The organism is Gibbsiella quercinecans, from assembly GCF_002291425.1.
Taxonomy (GTDB): domain Bacteria; phylum Pseudomonadota; class Gammaproteobacteria; order Enterobacterales; family Enterobacteriaceae; genus Gibbsiella; species Gibbsiella quercinecans.
On sequence record NZ_CP014136.1, the window covers coordinates 869,063 to 891,012 of the forward strand.

General features: G+C 56.8%; 17 protein-coding genes and 1 tRNA gene. 5 read left to right on the forward strand and 13 right to left on the reverse strand.

Annotated features, from left to right (window positions below):
* Positions 1-57 precede the first annotated feature (57 nt).
* From ACN28Q_RS04025 to ACN28Q_RS04055, 7 genes are read right to left on the reverse strand one after another with little or no spacing between them, the layout of a single operon-like run.
* A complete protein-coding gene (locus ACN28Q_RS04025; protein ID WP_095845148.1) occupies positions 58-1,722 on the reverse strand; it encodes an ABC transporter ATP-binding protein in 1,665 nt (554 codons plus the stop codon).
* On the reverse strand, positions 1,719-2,570 hold the full coding sequence (locus tag ACN28Q_RS04030; protein ID WP_095845149.1) for an ABC transporter permease: 852 nt from the start codon (positions 2,568-2,570) through the stop codon (positions 1,719-1,721). The genes ACN28Q_RS04025 and ACN28Q_RS04030 overlap by 4 nt, the downstream gene beginning before the upstream one ends.
* A complete protein-coding gene (locus ACN28Q_RS04035; protein WP_095845150.1) occupies positions 2,570-3,523 on the reverse strand; it encodes an ABC transporter permease in 954 nt (317 codons plus the stop codon). The genes ACN28Q_RS04030 and ACN28Q_RS04035 overlap by 1 nt, the downstream gene beginning before the upstream one ends.
* A 21-nt stretch (positions 3,524-3,544) precedes the next feature.
* Positions 3,545-5,149, reverse strand: coding sequence for an ABC transporter substrate-binding protein (locus ACN28Q_RS04040; RefSeq protein ID WP_095845151.1), 1,605 nt, complete (start codon positions 5,147-5,149; stop codon positions 3,545-3,547).
* Positions 5,150-5,182: 33 nt separating this feature from the next.
* Entirely contained in the window at positions 5,183-6,460 is a 1,278-nt protein-coding gene (locus ACN28Q_RS04045; RefSeq protein WP_095845152.1) for an NAD(P)/FAD-dependent oxidoreductase, read from the reverse strand.
* Between the two features lie 16 nt (positions 6,461-6,476).
* On the reverse strand, positions 6,477-7,145 hold the full coding sequence (locus ACN28Q_RS04050; protein ID WP_095845153.1) for a haloacid dehalogenase type II: 669 nt from the start codon (positions 7,143-7,145) through the stop codon (positions 6,477-6,479).
* Positions 7,146-7,185: 40 nt separating this feature from the next.
* On the reverse strand, positions 7,186-8,655 hold the full coding sequence (locus tag ACN28Q_RS04055; RefSeq protein ID WP_095845154.1) for an aldehyde dehydrogenase family protein: 1,470 nt from the start codon (positions 8,653-8,655) through the stop codon (positions 7,186-7,188).
* A 916-nt stretch (positions 8,656-9,571) separates the two neighbouring features.
* Between ACN28Q_RS04055 and ACN28Q_RS04060 the strand changes: the two genes are divergently transcribed.
* Positions 9,572-11,959, forward strand: a complete 2,388-nt coding sequence (locus ACN28Q_RS04060; protein WP_095845155.1) for a glucose/quinate/shikimate family membrane-bound PQQ-dependent dehydrogenase — start codon at positions 9,572-9,574, stop codon at positions 11,957-11,959.
* Between the two features lie 151 nt (positions 11,960-12,110).
* Here the strand turns inward: ACN28Q_RS04060 and ACN28Q_RS04065 are convergent.
* The 4 genes from ACN28Q_RS04065 to ACN28Q_RS04080 all read right to left on the reverse strand — a co-directional run bounded on the left by ACN28Q_RS04065 (position 12,111) and on the right by ACN28Q_RS04080 (position 14,750).
* Positions 12,111-12,198, reverse strand: a tRNA-Ser gene (locus ACN28Q_RS04065).
* A gap of 155 nt (positions 12,199-12,353) precedes the next feature.
* On the reverse strand, positions 12,354-12,683 hold the full coding sequence (gene osmE / locus ACN28Q_RS04070; RefSeq protein WP_095845156.1) for an osmotically-inducible lipoprotein OsmE: 330 nt from the start codon (positions 12,681-12,683) through the stop codon (positions 12,354-12,356).
* Between the two features lie 94 nt (positions 12,684-12,777).
* Positions 12,778-14,196, reverse strand: coding sequence for a PepSY-associated TM helix domain-containing protein (locus ACN28Q_RS04075; protein WP_095845157.1), 1,419 nt, complete (start codon positions 14,194-14,196; stop codon positions 12,778-12,780).
* A gap of 86 nt (positions 14,197-14,282) precedes the next feature.
* The gene (locus ACN28Q_RS04080; RefSeq protein ID WP_095845158.1) at positions 14,283-14,750 is read right to left on the reverse strand and encodes a nuclear transport factor 2 family protein; all 468 of its coding nucleotides are present in this window, start codon (positions 14,748-14,750) and stop codon (positions 14,283-14,285) included.
* 106 nt (positions 14,751-14,856) lie between these two features.
* Here ACN28Q_RS04080 and ACN28Q_RS04085 point away from each other — a divergent pair, with 106 nt between their 5' ends.
* Complete coding sequence (locus ACN28Q_RS04085; protein ID WP_095845159.1) at positions 14,857-15,435, forward strand: TetR/AcrR family transcriptional regulator; 579 nt, start codon at positions 14,857-14,859, stop codon at positions 15,433-15,435.
* Between the two features lie 110 nt (positions 15,436-15,545).
* Here ACN28Q_RS04085 and tnpA read toward each other — a convergent pair whose 3' ends face one another.
* Positions 15,546-16,004, reverse strand: a complete 459-nt coding sequence (gene tnpA / locus ACN28Q_RS04090) for an IS200/IS605 family transposase (protein WP_145957814.1) — start codon at positions 16,002-16,004, stop codon at positions 15,546-15,548.
* A 196-nt stretch (positions 16,005-16,200) separates the two neighbouring features.
* Positions 16,201-17,301 carry a porin OmpC gene (locus ACN28Q_RS04095; RefSeq protein WP_095845161.1) on the reverse strand — a complete coding sequence of 367 codons (1,101 nt, stop codon included), beginning with the start codon at positions 17,299-17,301 and terminating at the stop codon, positions 16,201-16,203.
* 737 nt (positions 17,302-18,038) lie between these two features.
* On the opposite strand from ACN28Q_RS04095, the gene ACN28Q_RS04100 reads away from it, so the two are divergent.
* The 3 genes from ACN28Q_RS04100 to rcsB all read left to right on the forward strand — a co-directional run bounded on the left by ACN28Q_RS04100 (position 18,039) and on the right by rcsB (position 21,943).
* Positions 18,039-18,410: a DUF4186 domain-containing protein gene (locus ACN28Q_RS04100; RefSeq protein WP_095845162.1), complete on the forward strand. Its 372-nt coding sequence runs from the start codon at positions 18,039-18,041 to the stop codon at positions 18,408-18,410.
* A 193-nt stretch (positions 18,411-18,603) separates the two neighbouring features.
* Positions 18,604-21,300: a phosphotransferase RcsD gene (gene rcsD / locus ACN28Q_RS04105; protein ID WP_095845163.1), complete on the forward strand. Its 2,697-nt coding sequence runs from the start codon at positions 18,604-18,606 to the stop codon at positions 21,298-21,300.
* The gene (gene rcsB, locus ACN28Q_RS04110; protein ID WP_095845164.1) at positions 21,293-21,943 is read left to right on the forward strand and encodes a response regulator transcription factor RcsB; all 651 of its coding nucleotides are present in this window, start codon (positions 21,293-21,295) and stop codon (positions 21,941-21,943) included. Before rcsD ends, rcsB begins: the two co-directional genes overlap by 8 nt.
* Positions 21,944-21,950 lie beyond the last annotated feature (7 nt).

Sequence of the window (21,950 nt, forward strand, 5' to 3'; positions counted from 1 at the left end):
GTATTACTCCGTTGTTTTCATTGTTTTATTGGCCGTTCGCCAAGGTGCTATCGCACGTTACAGCGCGATCTCGTTATCATCGTATTCATCCAGCCAGCCCTGGCGCAGCTCCGGCACCGCGCGCTTGAGGCGCTCATAGTAAAGATCGCTGGACGGTTTGTCGTAATCGCTGCGCACCACCTGGGTGACCATGCGGCCGTTTTTCACCACGATAATCTCATCGCACACCGAGCGCACCGCGTGCAGATCGTGGCTGATGAACAGCACCGACAGCCCCAGTTCACGGCGCAGATCGGTAATCAAATCCAGCACCTCCGCCGCCACCACCGTATCCAGCGCCGAGGTCACCTCATCGCAAAGGATCAAATCCGGTTCGGCGGCCAATGCCCGCGCCAGGTTAACCCGCTGCTTCTGCCCGCCGGAAAGCGCGCTGGGGCGCCGCCACAGTACGCTGCGCGGCAGCCGTACCAAGTCCAACAGTTGGAACAATCGCGCTTCCAGCGCCGCGCCGCGCAAGCCGTGAAACAAGCGCAGCGGCCGGCTAAGGATTTTCTCAATGCTGTGCGCCGGGTTGAGCGCGGTATCCGCCATTTGGAACACATACTGGATGCGGCGCAACTCGTCTTCCGGCCGCTGGCGCATATCGCCGTCGATATAGCTGCCGTTAAACAGCATAAAGCCGCGGTAGGGTTTGTTCATGCCGGCGATTGCCTGTGCCAGCGTGGTTTTCCCGGAGCCAGACTCACCGATAATGCCGATCGCCTGGCCGCGGTAAAGCCTGAAGTTGATATCGTCGAGAATTTTTATCTTCGGCTGCTGGTGTTTGTCCAACGGGCCGTAGCCGGCGCACAGTTCGCGCACTTCCAACAACGGCTGAACAATGCCTTCCTGCGGTTGCCAACTGCTCGGCCGCACCTTCTGCCGCGCGGCGTCCAGCAGCCGATGGGTGTATTCCGCCGCCGGCGCGCGCAGCAGCGCTTCGGTGGCGCCATATTCGGCAATCGCGCCTTTCAACAGCACCAGAATGCGGTCCGCCATCTGCGCCACCACCGCCAAATCGTGGCTGACGTAAATCGCGGTGGTGCCGCGCTGGCGCACCACGCGGCGAAACGCTTTCAGCACTTCAACCTGGGTTGTTACGTCGAGCGCGGTAGTCGGCTCGTCAAGGATCACCACCTCCGGATCGGTGATTAACGCCATCGCCGTCATCAGGCGTTGCAACTGGCCGCCGGAAACCTGATGCGGGTAACGTTGGCCGATGGTCTCCGGGTTGGGCAGCGCCAGCTCACGGAACAGCTCAAGCGCTTTTTTCTCGGCGGCGGCCCGGCTCATCACGCCATGGATCACCACCGGCTCCACCACCTGATCGATAATTTTCATCGCCGGGTTAAAAGAAGCCGCCGCGCTCTGGGCAATATAGGCCACTTTGTTGCCGCGAAAGGCACACTGCTGCTTGGGCGATAGCTGGGTAACGTTAACGCCGGCGATGTGCACGTTGCCTTCAGCAATACGGCAGCCGTGGCGCGCATAGCCCATCAGCGCCAGGGCAATGGTGGTTTTCCCGGAGCCGGATTCACCGATCAGCGCCAGCACTTCGCCCTTCTGGACGCTAAAGCGAATATCGGAAACCAGCGCAATCTCCTGGCCATCGTCGGCCAATGCGGTCACCCGCAGGTTTTCAACCAAAACGGCCGGCTGTGCGACATGTGGCATAATATTCATATCCCCCCCTTCGCCAGCTTGAGCGGCCGCATAGCCTGCAAGCTGTCAATAAACAGGTTGGCGCCAATGGTCAGGCTGGCAATGGCAATTGCCGGCATCAACACCGCAGGTGAGCCGTCAAACAGCCCCGGTAAATTTTCCCGCACCAGCGTTCCCCAGTCGGCGTAAGGCGGCTGCACCCCCAGCCCCAGGAAGCTCAGGCCACTCAGCAACAGCACGATATACACAAAGCGCAGGCCGAAGTCGGCGAGCATCGGGTGCAGCATATTCGGCAATATGTCGTGGATAGCGATATAGGCGCGGCTTTCGCCACGCAGGCGCGATGCCTGCACATAATCCATGGAGCGTAGCGAAGACGCCATGGCCCAGGCGATACGGTACGCGCCCGGCCAATAGGTGAAGACGGCGGTGATGATCAGCATCGGCAACGAGGAGCCAAACACCGCCACCACCATCAGCGCCAGGATCTTGCCCGGCAGCACCAGCATCGCATCATTTATTCGCCCAAGGATCTCCTCCACCCAACGGCCGGCCATCGCCGCCAGCAACGCCAGCAGCGTGCCGATCAGGCTGGCGAGCACCGCCGCCCCCAACGCCAGGCCGATCGAGTAACGCGCGCCGTACAAAATGCGGCTAAGGATATCGCGCCCCAGGTAGTCCGTGCCAAACCAAAACTGGGCGCTAAAGCCGCCAAACAGATCGCCCGCGCCAATGCCTTCCAGATCGTGCGGGGCCAGGGCGCCGCCAAACACCGCCATCAGGATCCAGAACAGGGTGATCAGCAGGCCGATACGCCCGCTGGGGCTCAGCGACAGCAAAAAACGCCACGGTAGCGTGAGTGTCTTCATTAGCCCCTCCATTTCGGATTGAAGGCAATGGTCAGGATGTCGGCGGCCAACAACAGCACCAGATAACAGGCGGCGAACAGCATCACGCACAGTTGCACCACCGGCAGATCGCGGTTGCTGACGGCATCCACCAGTTGGCTGGCCAGCCCCGGATAACTAAAGATGCTTTCAATAATGATCACCCCGCCAAACAGGTAAGACAGGCTTAGCGAAATGGCGTTGGCAATCGGCCCCACGGCATTCGGCAAGGTATGGCGCAGCACCGCGCGCAGCGGCGATACCCCTTTTAGGCGCGCCATTTCAAGGTAGGGGCTGTCCATCTGGTTGATGATGGCCGAACGGGTCATCCGCGCCATTTGCGCAACCAGCACGCAGCACAGCGTCAAGACCGGCAGCGCGTAGGCCTGCAAATAGCTGATCACATCCAGTGAAGGGGTGCCGAGCGACATCGCCGACACCCACTTCAGCTTGACTGCGAAAATCAGCACGGCGATGGTCGCCACCAGAAATTCCGGCACCGCCACCACCGACATGGTGCCGACCATCAGCGCGCGATCGAACAGCGAACCGCGCTTCATCGCCGCTGAAATACCAATCAGCAATGCCAGCGGCACCGATACCAGCGTGGTGATGCCCGCTAACTGGAAGGTGGCGGGGATGCGCTGCGCCACCAGTTGGGCCACCGGCAGATGGCTGGCGAAAGAGGTGCCGAAATCGCCCTGCAGCATGCCCGCCAGCCAGTGCAGGTAACGTATCGGCAACGGCTTATCCAGCCCGAGCTGTTGGCGCAACGCCGCTACCGTTTCCGGCGTGGCGCTTTGGCCCAGCACCATCTGCGCGGCGTCGCCAGGCAGCAGGCTGGTAATGAAAAACACCACCGCCGACACGATCAACAGGGTCAGGATGCCGGTGCCAATGCGCCGGGCAATCAATAACAGCATGTATCTGTTCATCACCCTCTCCTCTTCCTGCCGTCAGGCCGCCAGCCAGGCGTACTCATGGAAGCGGTAGCCCATCATCATGCCCGATGGCCAGGCTTCCACCCCTTTCACCTTATTGCTGTGCCCATCCAGCGAGCTGATAAACGTTGGGATCAGCGTGCCGCAATGATCGTAAATCAGCTTTTGCATATCGCCGTACATCTGCTTGCGCTTCGCCTGATCGCTTTCCCCGCGGGCCGCCACCACCAGTTGATCAAACTGCGGGTTCTTCCAGCCGGATTCGTTGTACGGCGCATCCGAGAGGTAAAACTGCGAAAACAGCATATCCAGGGTTGGGCGCGGGTTGATCGAACCGTAGCCGATCGGATCTTTGGTCCAGTGGGTTGACCAGTAGCCGTCATACGGCACGCGGCGCACCTGGAAGTTGATCCCCGCCTGGCGCCCAAACTGCTGGATCAACTGGCCCCCTTCCACCGCGCCCTCAATATTCTGCGTGGTGATGATTTCCGCCTTCGCGCCGACCATGCCGGCCTTTTTCAGGTGGAACTTGGCCTTGTCAACATCCAGCGGGCGCTGCGGCAGATCCTGGTTGAACATCGGGTGCCACGGCGGCACCGGCGTATCGTTGGCTACAGTGGCGAACCCCTGCATCACGGTTTTCACCAGCATTTCACGCGGCTGCAGATACTTCATCGCCAGCACAAAATCTTCGTTGCTGCCGGGGGTGATATCGGTGCGCAGGATCAGGTTGGTGTACATGCCGGAACGGCTTTCGAGAATGCCGAACTGACCCGCCTGTTTCAGGCGCTTCACATCGTTGGCCGACAGGGTGGAGATCATATGCAAATCGCCGGACATCAGCGCATTCACGCGCGCCGCCTGATCGGTCACGCCCAGCAGTTCCACTTCATCCAGGTGCGGCAGACCCGGCTTCCAGTAATTGGGGTTTTTCACCCCCGTGGTGCCGACGCCCGGGGTAAAGGATTTGCAAATAAACGGGCCGGTGCCGTTCGCCTTGGTGAAGTCTTTGGCGCCGTCTTGCAGGATCAGGAACGGGCTGGTCGCCAGCAACGCCGGCAGATCAAAGTTGGCCTGGGTGAGCACCAGCTTCACTTCGCCGGGGTTAACGGCGCTGACGGCGGCAAACTGCTTGGCCAGGGTAATGGCGGTGGAAGCCACCGCCGGATCCTGGTGGCGGCTGAGGGAAAATACCACGTCTTGCGCGGTCAGCGCTTTGCCGTCGTGGAACGTTACGCCCGGGCGCAGCTTGATTTGCCAGGTGATGCCGTCGCTGCTGTCGATAGACGCCGCCAACGCGGGCTGCGGGATCAGATTTTTATCCAGCTCGGTCAGGCCGTTATAGAACATATACTGGCGCGTATAGTCGCCGCTGTTGTTGCCCTTGGCCGGATCCAGCGTGTCGGTGGCCGAAGCATTCGCCATCGCCGCACGCAGCTTGCCGCCTTTAACCGGGGTTTCCGCCGCCAGAGCGAACTCGGGGAACCCCAACAGGCCGGTGCTCATAACCACGCCCGCAGAGAGCAGCTTCATCATGCCGCGCCGCGAAATTGCCACATCCGTGATCGCCTGGGTTAACGCTGGGTTGACGCGATTGAATGCTTTAGGAAATTTACTCATCTGCACACCCTCAATAACGAAACGTTGAATAACTCAGGAGAGCCGATCCTTAGCCTTGTAGTACAAGCCCGCCATGGGCAAAAACCAGGGTTTACCAAAATAGCCGGGCACCGCCGGCCAGTCGCTATGCTGCCAGGGGTTCTCGTTGGCCTTTTCGGCCAGCAAATCCGCCATCACCCGGCCCATCCACACCGACATCTGCGTGCCGTGGCCGCTGTAGCCAAGCGAGTAAAACACTCCTTCATGCTCACCGGCGTGCGGCAGACGATCGGCGGTCATATCCACCAGGCCGCCCCAGCAATAATCGATGCCGACGTTGCCCAGTGTAGGGAACATATTGGCCAGCCCGGCGCGCAACACTTCGCCGCTGCGCGCGTCTGACGTGGGATTGCTGATGGCAAAACGCGCGCGGCCGCCGAACACCAACCGCCGATCGGCAGTGGTACGGAAGTAATTGCCCAGATTCAGCGAGGTGACATAGGTGCGATCGCCCGGCAACAGGTGTTCAAGCTGGCCGGCGGCCAGTGGCTCGGTGACGATCACAAAACTGCCCACCGGGATGATGCGGCGCTGGAACCAGGCAAATGGCCCAACGTTGGAACAGCCGGTCGCCATCAGCACTTTGTCCGCCAGGATATCGCCACGCGCGGTACTGATGCGGTGGCGGTAGCCGTTCAGCCGCGTCAGGCCGGTAACGGCCGTGTGCGGATAAATCCGCGCGCCGGCGCGCGCTGCCGCATCGGCCAGGCCAACGCCGAATTTCCCCATATGCATCTGGCCGCCATGCTGCTGCAACAGCCCGCCATGGAAAGCGGGAGAGTCAATTTCCCCCCTGACTTCGTCGGCGCTTAACAGCGTGACGTCCGGATCGACATGTCGGCGCATCATGTCATAAGCCGCCTTCAATGCCGGCATGTGCGAAGCCTTGCTGGCCAGCTTCAGCTTGCCGCAGCGGCGAAAATCGCAGTCAATCTGCTCTTCCGCCACCAACTGCTGCACATAATCCACCGCCCCGGCATAAGCCTGATAGTAACGGGTGGCTTGCTCAACGCCCTGGCTTGCCGCCAGCGCCGAAAAGTTTTGCGCGACGCCGGTATTGCAATGGCCACCGTTGCGCCCGGAGGCCTGGCTCATCACCTCCGCTGCCTCCAGCACCACCACGTCCAAGCCACTGCGCGCCAGGCTAAGCGCGGCGGAGATGCCGGTAAAACCGCCGCCGATCACCACCACATCGGCCGTGGCGGGCAGTTCACCCTGGGTGGCACCGCTAAAGGCCGGTGCGGTCGCCTGCCAGAAAGACGCCAGTTTCATGCCCTGCTCCTCGCGCTCACAGGCCCACGACGGCGGCAAGGCCGCCGATATCGTTGATTTCGCTATAGCCGTAATACGGGTTGGCCGGATCGTGGCCACGGTTGACGAACACCTTGTGTTTGATGCCCAAATCGTGGGCGGTCATCAGGTCATAGCGCAAGCTGGAGGAAACGTGCAGGATCTCTTCCGGGCCGCAGTTGAGCTTGTTGAGCATGTACTCGAAGCCCTTCATCTGCGGCTTATAAGCGCCCACCTCTTCCGCCGTGATGGTCAGGTGAATCGGTGCGCCAAGGCGCGGTACATGGTTTTTAACCAGTTCATCGGTGGAGTTGGTCAGCAGCACCAGCGGGAACGCCTGGGCAACCTTCGCCAACCCGGCCGGCACATCGGCATGCGGCCCCCAGGTGGCGCAGGCGGCCATAATCGCTTCGCAGTCGCGTTGGGTGCACTCCACGCCCCATTTATTGCAGGTGCGATACAAGGCGTTTCCGACCACGTCAGGATAGAGTTTGAACGCGCCCAGCACTTCATCCATACGGTAACGAGCAAAATCAGTGGTAAACGCGGCCATTTGGTCGCTGCTGACGCGATCGGCGAAGATCGTCGCGGCGGCGCCGGCCATGTCAAAATTGATCAGGGTGCCATAGCAATCGAAAGTGATGTATTTCGGTTTAAACACGGCCATGCTGCTACCTCTGCAAAATAAAGGATTAAGGGGGTAATGCTCAGAAGTCGATCAATACGCTTTTCAAACGCTGGCAGGCCTGGAACGCCTGGCGCCCCAAATCCTTGCCGATACCGGAACCGTGAAACCCGCCGGTTGGGATAATAAAGTCGCCGGAGCGGCCATAGCGGTTAATCCACACGGTGCCGGCGGCGATGGCGCGCATCGCCCGCAGTGCGCGCTCCAGGCTTTGGGTATGCACCCCGGCGCAAAGGCCATAGGTGGGATGGGCCGCCAGCGCCAGCCCTTCGGCTTCTTCATCGAAAAGCTGCACCGTCAGCACCGGGCCAAAGATCTCTTCCTGCACCGCCGGGCTATCGACGGCCACATTGGCGATCAGCGTCGGCTGCCAAAAATAACCTTCACCGGTGCCGTCAAAACGCGCTCCGCCGACCAATATTTCACCGCCTTGCCGGCAGGCGGCATCAACAATCTGCTGCACTTTGCCGGCCTGGCGGCTGTCGATCAACGGTGCGTAGCGGCTGGTTTCATCCCAGGTCACGCCGGGGCGAAACCCTTGGCAAAGGGCGATCAATTTGTCGATCAGAGCCTCGGCAATGCCACGCTGCACAATCAGCCGCGTCCCGGCCACGCAGGCCTGGCCGCCATTGGCGGTAAAGCCGCGCAGGATGCGCCCGGCGACCTCGCTGATATCACCGGCGTCGTCGAACACCAACTGCGGGCTTTTCCCGCCCAGCTCCAGGGTGACCGGCTTCATGCCATTAAACGCCGCATCGCTCATGATGCGGGCGCCGGTCTGCGTCGAGCCGGTAAAAGAGACTTTACGCACCAGAGGGTGCGCCACCAGGGCGCTGCCGGTTACCGCGCCACCGCCCTGCACAATATTCAGCACGCCGGCAGGCAGCCCGGCTTGCACCGCCAGCTCGGCCATCCGCGCCGTGGAGTACGGCGTTAGCTCAGACGGTTTGAGCACCACTGCATTACCCGCCGCCAGCGCCGGGCCACACTTCCACGACGCCATCGACAGCGGAAAATTCCAGGGGGTTATCGCGCCGATTACGCCATACGGCTCCGGCACCAGCATGCCCAGGCTGGCATCGCGCGTGGGGAGCAGATCGCCGATGTATTTATCCGCGCATTCGGCATAGAAACGGATCGCCTCGGCGGTGAACGGAATTTCATGGTTAACGACATCGCTGATTGGCCGGGTCGACCCCAGCGCTTCCAGCCGTGGAAGCTCGCTATCGCTGTCGATCAAATCGGCCCAGCGCCTTAACACGGCGCCGCGCTGGCGGGGTGGGCAACTGGCCCAGCCGCTCTCTTTTACCGCACGATCGGCATTGTTGACTGCCTCGTCCACCAGCGCCGCATCCGCTTGCGCCAACTCACCGGCGACCATGCCATCGGAAGGGCGTTTAATCGCCAGGCGCTCGCCCTGCCCGGCCACCTGCCGGCCGTTGATATAATGGCCGGCGGGCAGCGCGACTTTATCGGGATCGAAACTTAACATAGATAAATCCTTATATTTATCATGCCGAAGGAATAATCACTGCCGATGTTTTGCCGCCCGTTGGCGGAATAAAAACCTATCTTTAATTACACCGATTTATTTGAAGTAATGCAGAAAGCATGCCAGCCGGCTAAAAAATAAAAATGCGAAAAACTGGCGCGAAAAAAATTTTATGCCGTAAAAGAAGTGTAAAATTCACAGATAAGCCGCGCACATAAATTAATGATTTAAATGAAAAATAAACGCACCAGCGTAGGGAAATGAAATGTTAAATTCGCACCAAACCAGAGCAGTGGCTTTCCGTGGCGGCATAATATGCCGGGTGAAAAATAATATAAAAGCCCGTGCCAGCGAGTAAATACCAGCCGGTAGCGGCTTTATACTCTAAATAATTCGAGTTGCAGGAAGGCGGCGACGCAGCGAGTCCCCAGGAGCTTACTTGAGTAAGTGACTGGGGTGAGCGAGGAAAGCCAACACACCTGCGACTTGAAGTATGACGAGTATATATAGACTAAATTTTCGGTTATTAACCGGGCGAAGATAAGGCGCCCCGGCAGCAGGGGGAATATATCAGGCGGTTGTTTTTATACCGATGCCGGCGAACCACACCGCAAGGCAGAGCGACCGTTTGAAACACGCAGTGACAATGTTCAGCGTTGGTGGCTAAGGTCGCGGACGAAATGCCCTAGAGTATAAACCGTTACAGTTGAGCTTAACTTTTGTTGAAGAAATCATATAAAATTTACATAGATGGAACATCTATGCAGTCAATACCCGATGGAACGGGGAAAAACATAAAACCCCTATGTTATCTATGCGTTATTACTATGTTGCATGACTCGTGGGGATAATTACAGGGAAAGCGCTCCGCTGGGGCGTTTTTCTGCGTCAATGGCAATTAAAACGAGGTAAGACTATGGGGAATCATTCCTCATCATCGCGCGTCATACGGTTCCTGACCGTATTGTTCGCTATTTTGAGCGGCGCCTATTTATTGGTGGGCGGCATCTGGCTGTCAGCGATTGGCGGCTCATTTTATTACATCATCAGCGGCGTACTGCTACTGGCGACGGCACTGCTGATCTACCGCCGATCTACCCGGGCGCTGGCGCTGTATGCGCTGCTGCTGCTCGGCACCATGCTGTGGGCCGTGTGGGAGGTGGGTTTCGATTTCTGGGCGCTGGCGCCGCGTGCCGACGTACTGGTTATCTTCGGCATCTGGCTGCTGCTGCCATTCGTTTATCGTGGCTTCAATGTTACCGGTAACTCTTCGGCCATCGCGCTGGCGCTGAGCCTGGTCATCAGCGGCGCGATCCTGGCCTATGCCGTGTTCAACGATCCGCAGGAAATCAACGGCACGCTGCCGGCTTCACAGCAGCAGGCAAGCGCTGGCGACAGCACGGGCATCGCTGACGGCGACTGGCCGGCATATGGCCGCACCCAGGCCGGCACCCGTTACTCACCGCTGAAACAGATCAACGAACAAAACGTGAAAGATCTGCAAGTGGCCTGGACATTCCGCACCGGCGATCTGAAAACCCCGAACGATCCGGGCGAAATCACCAACGAGGTGACGCCGATCAAGGTCAACGATATGCTGTACCTGTGCACCGCGCACCAGATTCTGTTCGCGTTGGATGCCAAAACCGGCCAGCAAAAATGGAAGTTCGATCCGGGCCTGAAGCCGAACCCCACCTTCCAGCATGTGACCTGCCGCGGCGTGTCTTATCATGAGACAGCGCAAGCAGCGCAAACGAACGGCAATGCGCCCATGCTGTGCGCGCGCCGCATCATACTGCCGGTGAACGACGGCCGCCTGTTTGCCCTGGACGCCACCACCGGCCAACCGTGCCCGGACTTCGCCAACAACGGCGTGCTGGATCTACAGCACAAGCAGCCGGTTACGACGGCGGGCCAGTATGAGCCGACCTCGCCGCCGATCGTCACCAACCAGGTGATTATCGTCGCCGGCGCAGTGACCGATAACTACTCCACCCGCGAACCGTCCGGCGTGATCCGCGGTTTCGACATCAACAGCGGCAAGCTGGTATGGGCTTTCGATCCGGGCGCCAAAGATCCGAATGCCATTCCAGACGACGAGCACAAGTTCAGCCTGAACTCGCCGAACTCCTGGGCGCCAGCGGCGTATGACGCCAAGCTGGACATCGTTTACCTGCCGATGGGCGTCTCCACGCCGGATATCTGGGGCGGCAATCGCACGCCGGAACAGGAGCATTACGCCAGCAGCATCGTGGCGCTGAACGCCACCACCGGCAAACTGGTGTGGTCTTATCAAACGGTGCACCACGATCTGTGGGACATGGATTTGCCGGCACAGCCGACGCTGGCTGACATCACCGACAAAAACGGCCACACCGTGCCGGTGATTTACGCCCCGGCCAAAACCGGCAATATTTTCGTGCTGGATCGCCGCACTGGTGAACCGGTGGTTCCGGCGCCGGAACGCCCGGTGCCACAAGGTGCAGCGCAGGGCGACCGTTTATCCCCAACCCAGCCGTTCTCCGATCTGACCTTCCGCCCGCAAGACAACCTGAGCGGCAAGGACATGTGGGGCGCCACCATGTTCGACCAACTGGTGTGCCGGGTGATCTTCCACCGTCTGCGCTATGAAGGGATCTTCACTCCGCCTTCCGAACAGGGCACGCTGGTGTTCCCAGGCAACCTGGGTATGTTCGAATGGGGCGGCATCGCGGTGGATACCGATCGCCAGATCGCCATCGCCAACCCGATGGCGCTGCCGTTCGTATCGAAACTGATCCCGCGGGGGCCGGGCAACCCAATCGAACCACCGGCGAATGATAAAGGCGGCTCTGGCACCGAGTCCGGCATCCAGCCACAGTACGGCGTGCCGTATGGCGTAGAACTGAACGCCTTCCTGTCGCCATTTGGTTTGCCCTGTAAACAGCCGGCCTGGGGCTACGTTTCCGCCGTGGATCTGAAAACCAACCAGATAGTATGGAAGAAACGTATCGGTACGGTACGCGACAGCTCGCCGCTGCCGTTGCCATTCAAGATGGGTATGCCGATGCTGGGCGGCCCGGTGACTACCGCCGGCAACGTGTTCTTCATCGCCGCCACTGCCGACAACTATCTGCGCGCCTTCAGCACCAATACCGGTGAAAAACTGTGGGAAGCGCGTCTGCCAGCCGGCGGCCAGGCAACGCCGATGACCTATGAGCAAGACGGCAAGCAGTACGTGGTGATCGCCGCCGGCGGCCACGGCTCCTTTGGCACCACGCTGGGCGATTACATCATCGCCTACGCACTGCCTGACCAGAAATAACCGCGGTTAATACCAACGATAAAGCCCCCGGCGTGCAAACGCCGGGGGCTTTCCGTTTAATAACCACATCATTTTGCTGCCGCGCAGCAGGCTTGGCACGAGAAAACCATGAAAAAAGCCCATGCTGACAACAGCATGGGCTTATCTTGTTTGGCGGAAGGACAGAGATTCGAACTCTGGGACAGTCGCCCGTCGACGGTTTTCAAGACCGTTGCCTTAAACCACTCGGCCATCCTTCCAATGGGCGCAAATACTAGCGATACCGTTATGAAATGTCTACCGTTTTTAAGCAAAAAAACGCAAAAAAAACTGTTTGCTCAAAGTTCACGCCGCGTTGGGCGATAAAAAAGCAGAACCCCGGTGGCCCGGGGTTCTGCTTTAGCCGGTAGAAACGTTATTTCGGTTGAGAGTCGTATTCAGAGCAGCTCTGGTAGCCTTTGTTCATTACGTGGCCAGTGTCGTTGTAGCTGACAAAATACGTCTGCGCTTTACCATCGCGCGGCGCAACCGCATAGGTATCACACGTCCCATTGGCATGAATCAATGTTGCAGAGGTTGATGGTGGCCCGGCAATAGCGCGCACTTGCTGTTTGGTCATCCCGACTTTTACATCGCTCACTACGGGCTCTTTCACGTAGCTGGCAGCCCGGTCATAGGCCGTACAGCCAGCAAGAAGAGAAAATGCCGCTGCGGTACTCACAGCCAAAACCCATTGCTTTGTCATAGCTTGTCCCCTTATCGTACGTTGTTGTCTTCTAAGTCTAGAAGATGAAAGGCTTTTCTACAAATCAGGCTTTGCGAAAGCGTGCGCTTTTCCGCTATTTGCTTTCTTCAGGTGAAAACGCACGCTGCCGCAGCCATTGCCAACGCAGCACATCACACAGCAAAAACGCCAACAGGCTGGCCCCCATCACCGGCAAACAGAAGCCAAATAATACCGCCAACGCCACGATAACCAGCAGCAGCCCTTTCGGCGTTTGCCGCAAAAACAGCAACGGCGAACCCAAGGGCTGCGCCAGCCGCCGCGTAGGCCAGCGGCGCCACCACATCACATACCCCATGATCACCATGGCCGCCAGGCCTGTGGCGAACACCACCAGCGCTAAGGTATTGGCCAGGCCGAACAACACCCCCATATGCAAATCGATTCCCCAGCGGGTGAGCTTGGCGGCCATCGGATATTGCGCAAAACTGACGCGATCGATGATGGCCAAAGAGCGCGGATCGACAGCCACGGCGTCCACCTGCACCGGCCAACGGTGGTCGATCTCGCTGACCGTCCACGCTAACCCGGCTTTCACCGGCTGTTTGATTTCAATTTTTCCGGCATCAATCCCTGCCTGGCGAGCGCTGCGCAAGATGCGATCGTAGAGCGCGGCATCGCGATCGCCCTCAACCGCAGCCATCGTCTGCATATCATGGCCGTGGTGCAGCGCATGTTCATCAGCCGGCGGCGCCGTTTGCTCTCCCAACGCGGTCGATAACGCAGGCGTCGCCCAACCGAACTGGTGCCGCCACGTCCCAATATTGCCGCCGGCCCATTTCGACCAGGTTAACCCGGTGGCGGAAAAGAACAGCAGCCCAATCAGCAGCAAGCCCCCTGCCCGCGCATGCCACCGGCGCAGCCCCGTTTTCTTTCGCGCATGTTTTTTCCCGGCGCACCACTGCACCAACCCACCAAGCGCCAGCAGCCATAGCCAGGAAGCGGCAAGCTCACTGTAAATACGCCCCGGTTCACCTAACTGCAGGCTGCGGTGCAGTCGGTCCAGCCAGGTGCGCAGCGGCAGTATTCCGCTGGTGCCGTACGCCGCCAACTGCCCATGAGGCTGCGCCGTGATCGGATCAATAAACACCGCCAGGCGCTCAAACTCGCCTAATCCCGCCAAATGGAACAAAACGCGGGTGTTTTCACCGGCGGCAGGCGCCGGGCGCACCGCAGATAACAGCGCGCCCGCCGGCGCCACCGCCTGGGCTGCCGCAATTTGCTGTGCCAACGGCAATTCTTCACCTTGGCTGTGGTGGTATAGCTGCGCGGCATAGATACGGGATTCAAGCTGCGGCGTCAGGGCGTAGAAAATCCCACTGAGCGCGGCGATCAGCAAAAAAGGGCCGGTAAACAAGCCGATATAAAAATGAAGCCGCATCAATAGTGAAATAAACCCGCTCTGGCTTACCCCCCGTGGTGCGGCATGAAATTGGGCGGCATCCGCCAACGCAGAACCCTGGCTTTCAGGCATGGTTACATCGTCCGTGTAAAAATAGGCGCCTGCGGAATTTATCCTATTCGGTTGGCATTAACAAATTAGCGCGCCACGGCAACGCGTTAGAAACCAAATTCGCCCAGTTCAGGAATATCCGCCGGGCGACGGCCTAATGGCCAATGGAATTTTCGCTCGTGTTCAGCAATCGGCAGATCGTTGATGCACGCATAGCGTTCGGCCATCAAGCCCTGAGGGTTGAACGCCCAGTTTTCATTGCCGAAACTGCGGAACCAGTTGCCGGAATCATCACGCCATTCATAGGCGAAACGCACGGCGATACGCGTATCGTCAAAGGCCCACAGGCTTTTGATTAGCCGGTAATTCTGCTCTTTCGCCCATTTTCGCTGCAGGAACGCCACCACTTCATCGCGACCGTCAATAAATTCAGCGCGATTGCGCCAGCGGGTATCCACCGCATAGACCTGGGAAACCAAAATCGGATCGCGGCTGTTCCAGGCATCTTCCGCCATACGGACTTTAGCGATAGCTGATGCCAGGGTGAACGGCGGTATGGGGGGTTTAATCTTCATAGCGGCACCTTGTTTTCAGGTAGACAGAATTGTCTACCCATTTACGCTAGCGCAAGTAGACAGATCTGTCTACAATAGGCTGATATTCTTTTTGCCGGTAGCCACCATGACTCTGCCAACGGAAACATTACCTGCGCGCCAGCGCATTCTTTTGACCGCCCACGATCTTTTTTATCGTGAAGGCGTCCGTGCCACGGGTATTGACCGCATCATCAAACAATCCGGGGTAACCAAGGTCACCTTTTACCGCCACTTCCCCAGCAAAAATGCCTTGATTTTGGCCTTTCTCGACTACCGCCATGCGCAGTGGTTGGCCTGGTTCCAGCAGGCGTTGGCCAAGCAGATGCAACTGCATGGCGATGTGTTTACGGCGTTGCCCGGCTGCCTGGCCGAATGGTTCGGCGATCCGCACTTTCGCGGCTGCGCGTTTATCAACACGGCGGTGGAGCTGGCCGATTTGCTGCCGGAAAGCCTGACGATAGCCCATGGCCACAAGGCGGACATGGCACAGGCACTGGCGTGCTACCTGCCGGCCAACGCGCACAGGCAGCCGCGGGCCGCCACGCTGGCAATGTTGATAGACGGTGCGATCGTTAAGGTGCAAATAGACCAGCAGGCCGAAGAGGCACTGCAAGCGTTAGGCGAGGCGCTGCGGGCACTGGCGTTAGCCTGGCATGAAGAATAGAAATAAATATCCTCCGGCATAGCCGGAGGTTTTTCTGATGCGCCTATAAGGCTCTGTTACCAGCCGCGCCCTAACAGGCGCATACGATCTGACATTTGCATCAGACTCCGTTACTTACGGCCCGTAAACGGGCTGCCCGGGTAAGGGATCGATAACTGCTCGCCCATTTTATCCTCTTCAAGTTGGTGCTTTATGTATTCCTGTATCTTCGCGGTGTTCTTCCCCACCGTATCTACGTAGTACCCCCGGCACCAGAACTCCCTGTTTCTGTATTTGAATTTCAGATCTCCAAACTGCTCATAAAGCATCAGACTGCTTTTCCCTTTCAGATATCCCATAAAGCCAGATACGCTCATTTTGGGCGGGATTTCCACAAGCATATGGATATGATCTGCGCAGCATTCAGCTTTCAGGATCCGTACATTTTTCCACTCACATAGCTTTCTTAAGATACTGCCTATCGCCAGACGTTTCTCTCCGTAGAACGCTTGTCTTCGGTATTTTGGCGCAAAAACTATGTGATATTTACAGTTCCATCGGGTGTGCGCTAAGCTCTTTTCGTCCCCCATTGGGACCCCCTTTTGATTTCTTGTTGAACTTTTGCAGTTGCCAGACCGCAAGATGTTTTAACAAATCAAAAGGGGTTTTAATAACTGGCTTAAAGCTGAAAGCTTTCCGGAACCCCCAGCCTAGCTGGGGGTTTTCCATAGACAAAAAAAACGCGGCCCGAAGGCCGCGTTACGTGATAAACGCTTACGTTGCTGCTTAGAACTGGTAAACCAGGCCAACGCCAACCACGTCGTCGGTATTGGTACCGGTCGCGCGGGTGAAGTCGTTTTCATCCAGCAGGTTGATTTTGTAATCAACGTAGGTGGACATGTTTTTGTTAAAGAAGTAGGTAGCGCCGACATCCACGTATTTCAGCAGATCCTGATCGCCCCAGCCGCGTTCGATGTCTTTACCTTTTGACTGCAGGTAAGCCACGGATGGGCGCAGACCGAAGTCGAACTGATACTGTGCGACAACTTCAAAGTTTTGCGCTTTGTTCGCAAAGCCGTACTGTGAGCTGCTGGCGGAACCGATACGGGTAGCGTTGTACGACTGGGTGTACATGGCGGCCAAATACACATTGTTAGCGTCGTATTTCAGACCGCCGCTGTAGGCTTCGGCCTTGTCACCCTGGCCCAGAAGCGCTGCGGAGTTTTGATCGTTGGTACGATCGGACGAGAAGTAGGCACCGGCGGCGCTAACACCCCAGCCCAGATCGTAAGACAGCGACATACCGTAGCCGTCGCCGTTCTGCGCCAGTACGCTGCGGCCATTGTTGGATTCGGTGGCGCTGCCGTTTTTGCCTTGATACTGAACGGCAAAGTTCAGGCCATCCACCAGGCCGAAGAAATCGCTGTTACGATAGGTTACTACGCCATTAGCACGCTGGAACAGGAAGTTGTCCGCGCCGTAGGTGTCGCCGCCGAACTCTGGCAGCACGTCGGTCCAGGAACCGACATCGTACAGGATACCGTAGTTACGGCCGTAATCCAGTGAGCCGTAGTCACCAAAACGCAGGCCAGCGAAGCCGACACGGGTGAAGGAGTTGTTTTCTGACTCGGTGTTATTCAATTGAACCTGATATTCCCACTGGCCGTAACCCACCAGTTGGTCGGTGATCTGGGTTTCCCCCTTCAGGCCGAAACGCATGTAGGACTGATCGCCATCCAGCCCATTGTTATCCGAGAAATAGTGAAGCCCGTCGATTTTACCGTACAAATCCAGTTTATTACCGTCTTTGTTATAGATTTCCGCCGCACCTGCGGTGCCTGCGACCAGCAGTGCGGGTACTATCAGAGAGAGAACTCGGAGTTTCATCTTTATTATCCTCATTTATTACGTCGAGCTAGGGCCACTGCTCTTCTGAGCATATTAGCGCGACAGTGCATTACCATTCTGGCAATAGGTGGATATTAATCCATAAAGAAATTGATACCAAGCATCAAATAGTGTTTCACCACCTACTAAATTCGTTTAAAAATGTAAAAACACGCGAACTATCACAAAAGATTACAGTCACTGAAAATAAAGCACGGAAACACAAAAAATAAATTAACCAAACAAAATCAACGATCTATAAAGTTCAAACAAAAACTTTTCATAACTATACAAAAACGATAAAAATAAGCACGTTGTGATAAAAAAATTGACGAAAATCGGATCTATACTTTGCTTGCTATCATCATTATTTTCATTATTACCTTCATTATCTATTGGATAATATTCAGTACATTAACCGGCCGCTGGCCGGTTTTTTTATCTCCTCATCACAGCCTGGCAGCCATTGATTCCGGCCGCACTTTTTGCCAAAAAATAATAACATAAAGATATTATCCCGCTAATAAACCGGCGCACAATATGTCAAAAAAAATAACGGGAGAATGTTCAGACAATTCATAAAAAAAACAAAAATAACAACCCACTACGCATATATCCTAAAGCCATTCACGCTGCAGGATAAGCGTGTTGAGCAGCGTACGCACTGGCCCTGTTTGGGTTAGGATTCGATAATCTGCTATCCTGTCCCGGTTATTCACCCGGCCAGAAAACCTGCAATGAAACTCGACTCTGAAGCACTGTGGCAGCGGCTGCAAAATTCGCCTTTTCGCGCAAAATTCCGCCTGAACCCGAAAGACCAAGACTATTTTGCCGCCAAGGGCATGCCGACAATCCTCAGCCATGCGCGCGATTTTATCGATCGGCGCCTGGCGGCGGCATACCCTAAAAACGACGGTAAACAAACGCCGATGCGCGGCCACCCGGTATTTGTGGCGCAGCATGCCACCGCCACCTGTTGCCGCGGTTGCCTGGCAAAGTGGCATGGGATCGCACAGGGAAAAGCGCTGAATGAGGCGCAGAAAGATTACATTGTTCAGGTCATCGCGCTATGGCTGGCACGCCGAGCCGCAGGCGGTGGCAGCGAGTAGAGCGAATCCTTTCGACCCGGATCGCGGTTTGTGATAAAAACAGGCTTCATTTTTAGCAAACTGCCGCTGCTGATGCCACGATGACCCCTGCCCGATACCACGCGCAGCATCAGACGTGCATTGCCTACAAAGCAATGGCAGGCCAACGCGCCGCTATCACCGGCATTGCCAACACAGGAACGCACCGTCAACCATGCAAAACAAACAACTGACGATCAGCTCAACCAATCTGACCCGCTGCTTCCTGCTGTTTATCGTACTCCTGCTAGTTTCACTTGGCCTGTACGGCTACAACTACACCAATTCCTGGCTGGCGGAAAAAAAGTACGCATTGAATGCCATCAGCAACAGCCTGCAGCAGCGCATTGACTATTACCGCTATGTGACCTACCAAGTCTACGATCGCTTTGGCAGCACCTCTTTACTGACGGCCACCCCAGACCTGCAGGAAACCCGTCTGCGCCCGGACGTGTATTACGTCGAAAAACCGTACAAGAAAACCGACGCTGTGATTTTCGGCACCCATGACAGCAATACGCTGACCATGATTGCCGGGGTTTCGGACTACCTGGACATGCTCTGGGGGGCGGAAAAAGAGCAGTACACAATGTACTACCTCAACGGCCTGGATAACAGCCTGAGCATGGTGACCACCCAACCGGTGAAGGAGCTGATTTCCCGCTATAAGGAGAACTACCTGGCGAATTCGGCCGAAGACCGCCGGGCGGAAATGCTGCAGCAGGCCAATATGCTCGACGAACGCGAAAGCTTCTCTGAGCTGCGCAAGCAACGGGCCCCCAACGCCTATTCGTTCTCTATCCATACCACGTTCAACCAACCGGGGCATTTGGCGACCGTCATCGCCTTTGAACTTCCGATAAACGACATGATTCCCGCCAACCTGGCGCGCGCCAACTTTGCGCTGCTGCCGAATAATGTCGATCCGGAAAGCACGGCCGGGCAGAACGCGGCTGCCGGCAGCACCGCCCTGACCGGCAGTTGGCTGGAATTCCATATCCCGTTGGCCAACGCGCCGCTGAAGCTGGTCTACCATGTGTCCAGCATCAGCCTGGCGTTCGATCTGCTGCACAATAATATTTGGCTGCTTGCCATCCACCTGCTGTTGCTGCTGCTTTCGCTGCTTGGCATCTACTTTATTCGCCGCCAATATATCCACCCCAGCGAAAGCATGGCCGCAGAGCTGGAAACCGAACGCGCGCTGTGTAAGGAGATTGTCGCCAATCTGCCTTCCGGCCTGTTGGTATACAATTTCGCCAGCAACACCGTCATCGCCAGCAACCAAACGGCAGAGCACCTGCTGCCCCATCTCAGCCTGCAAAAAATCGCGCATATTGCCGAGCAGCACCATGGGGTGATCCAGGCAACGGTCAACAATGAAGTGTATGAAATCCGCCTGTTCCGCAGCCAGCTGTCGCCGGACATTTATCTGTTCCTGCTCAACGATCAGGATAAGGAAGCCATCGTCAATAAGCGGTTGCAGCAGGCGCGGCGTGAATACGACAAAAACGTGCAGGCGCGCAAGCTGATGCTGCACAACCTGGGCATTGAGCTGAACCAACCGGTGCGCCAGATCTACGATCTGGCCGGCCAGTTGCACAACCAGCCGGATCCGCAGCAACAACAGGCGCTGCTGGGCCAACTGTCCACTGCCTCCAGCGCGGTGCTGGCGCTGATCGACAACATCACCTTGCTCACGCGCCTTGAAACACAAGATTGGCAACCTTCGCGGCAATCATTCACCCCCGTTCAGTTGATTGACGATCTGTTGCTGGAAGCCTTGCCGATGATCAACCAGAAAGGGCTGGCGCTGTTCAACCATTGCCAGTTGGCCGCCGATCAAAACTATGTCGGCGATGTGAATGCGCTGCGCAAAATCCTCTCAATGCTGCTGCACTACGCCATTATCACCACCGCCTGCGGCAAAATCTCTGTGGTGGCGGAGAGCGATCCGGCAAGCCCGGATCGGTTGATATTCCACGTTAATGATACCGGCGCTGGCCTTTCCAGCGATGAGCTCAGCAACCTGGACTACCCGTTCACCGGCCAGGCGCTGGCCGATCGTTTCAACCAGGGTTCCGGCCTGACGTTTTTCCTGTGTAACCAACTGTGCAAAAAGCTCAACGGCCAACTGGATATCCACAGCAAACCGGACATCGGCACGCGCTATATCATCCACGTGACGATGGAAGCCGAGCAGAAGGAAGAAGAAGAGCCGGAAAAATTGTTGGACGGCGTCAAGGCGTTACTGGATATCACCTCTGAAGAGGTGCGCAGTATCGTTACCCACCTGCTGCACACCTACGGCGCGGACTGCCTGATTGCCGAAGAGCATGCGGCCAATCACAACTATGACATTCTGCTGACCGACAACCCGCAGCGGGCAGATGACTATACCCTGCTGCTAGCCAGCGACGAGCCCGGCTGGCAACAGCTGGAAAAACGTTATATTCGGGTGAATTACAACCTGAGCAGCGCTATGCTCGATGCCATTCTGGTGCTGATGGAACAGCAAATGGCCGCGCTGGAACAAGAGGAAGATCTGCTGTCGCTAACGGCAGAAAATCTACAACACTATGAAAAACAATTGAAATCAAGCGATTACTATGGCTTGTTTATTGATACAGTACCCGATGATGTCAAAAAACTGTATACTGAGGCGGGCAGTAGTGATTTCGAGGCTCTGTCACAGACCGCACACCGCCTGAAAGGCGTATTTGCTATGTTAAATCTGCTTCCGGGCAAGCAACTGTGTGAATCGTTGGAACAGCACATCGCAGATGGTGATGCGCTTCAGATAGAGAACAACATCAGTCAGATTGATTTTTTCGTCAGTAGACTGCTGCAGCAAGGTAGCCAACCACATGAATAACCTGAACGTAATTATTGCTGATGATCACCCTATCGTGCTTTTTGGCATCAGGAAGTCACTTGAACAAATTGAATGGGTGAATGTCGTTGGGGAGTTCGAAGACTCAACGGCGCTGATCAACAGTCTGTCCAAACTCAACGCCGACGTATTGATCACCGATCTCTCAATGCCGGGTGACAAGTACGGCGACGGCATCACGCTGATCAAATACATCAAACGCCACTATCCGCAGTTGTCGATCATTGTTCTTACCATGAACAATAATCCGGCGATCCTGAGCGCCGTATTGGATCTGGATATTGAAGGTATCGTGCTGAAGCAAGGTGCCCCGACCGATCTGCCCAAGGCGCTCGCCGCGTTGCAGAAAGGCAAAAAGTTCACCCCGGAAAGCGTTTCCAAACTGCTGGATAAAATCAGTGCCAGCGGCTACGGCGACAAACGCCTGTCACCGAAAGAAAGCGAAGTGTTGCGCCTGTTTGCTGAAGGTTTCCTGGTAACGGAAATTGCGAAGAAGCTTAACCGCAGCATCAAAACCATCAGTAGCCAGAAGAAATCGGCGATGATGAAGCTGGGTGTCGACAACGACATCGCCCTGCTCAACTACCTTTCCTCTGTCAGCATGACGCCGGTGGACAAAGACTAAACAAAAT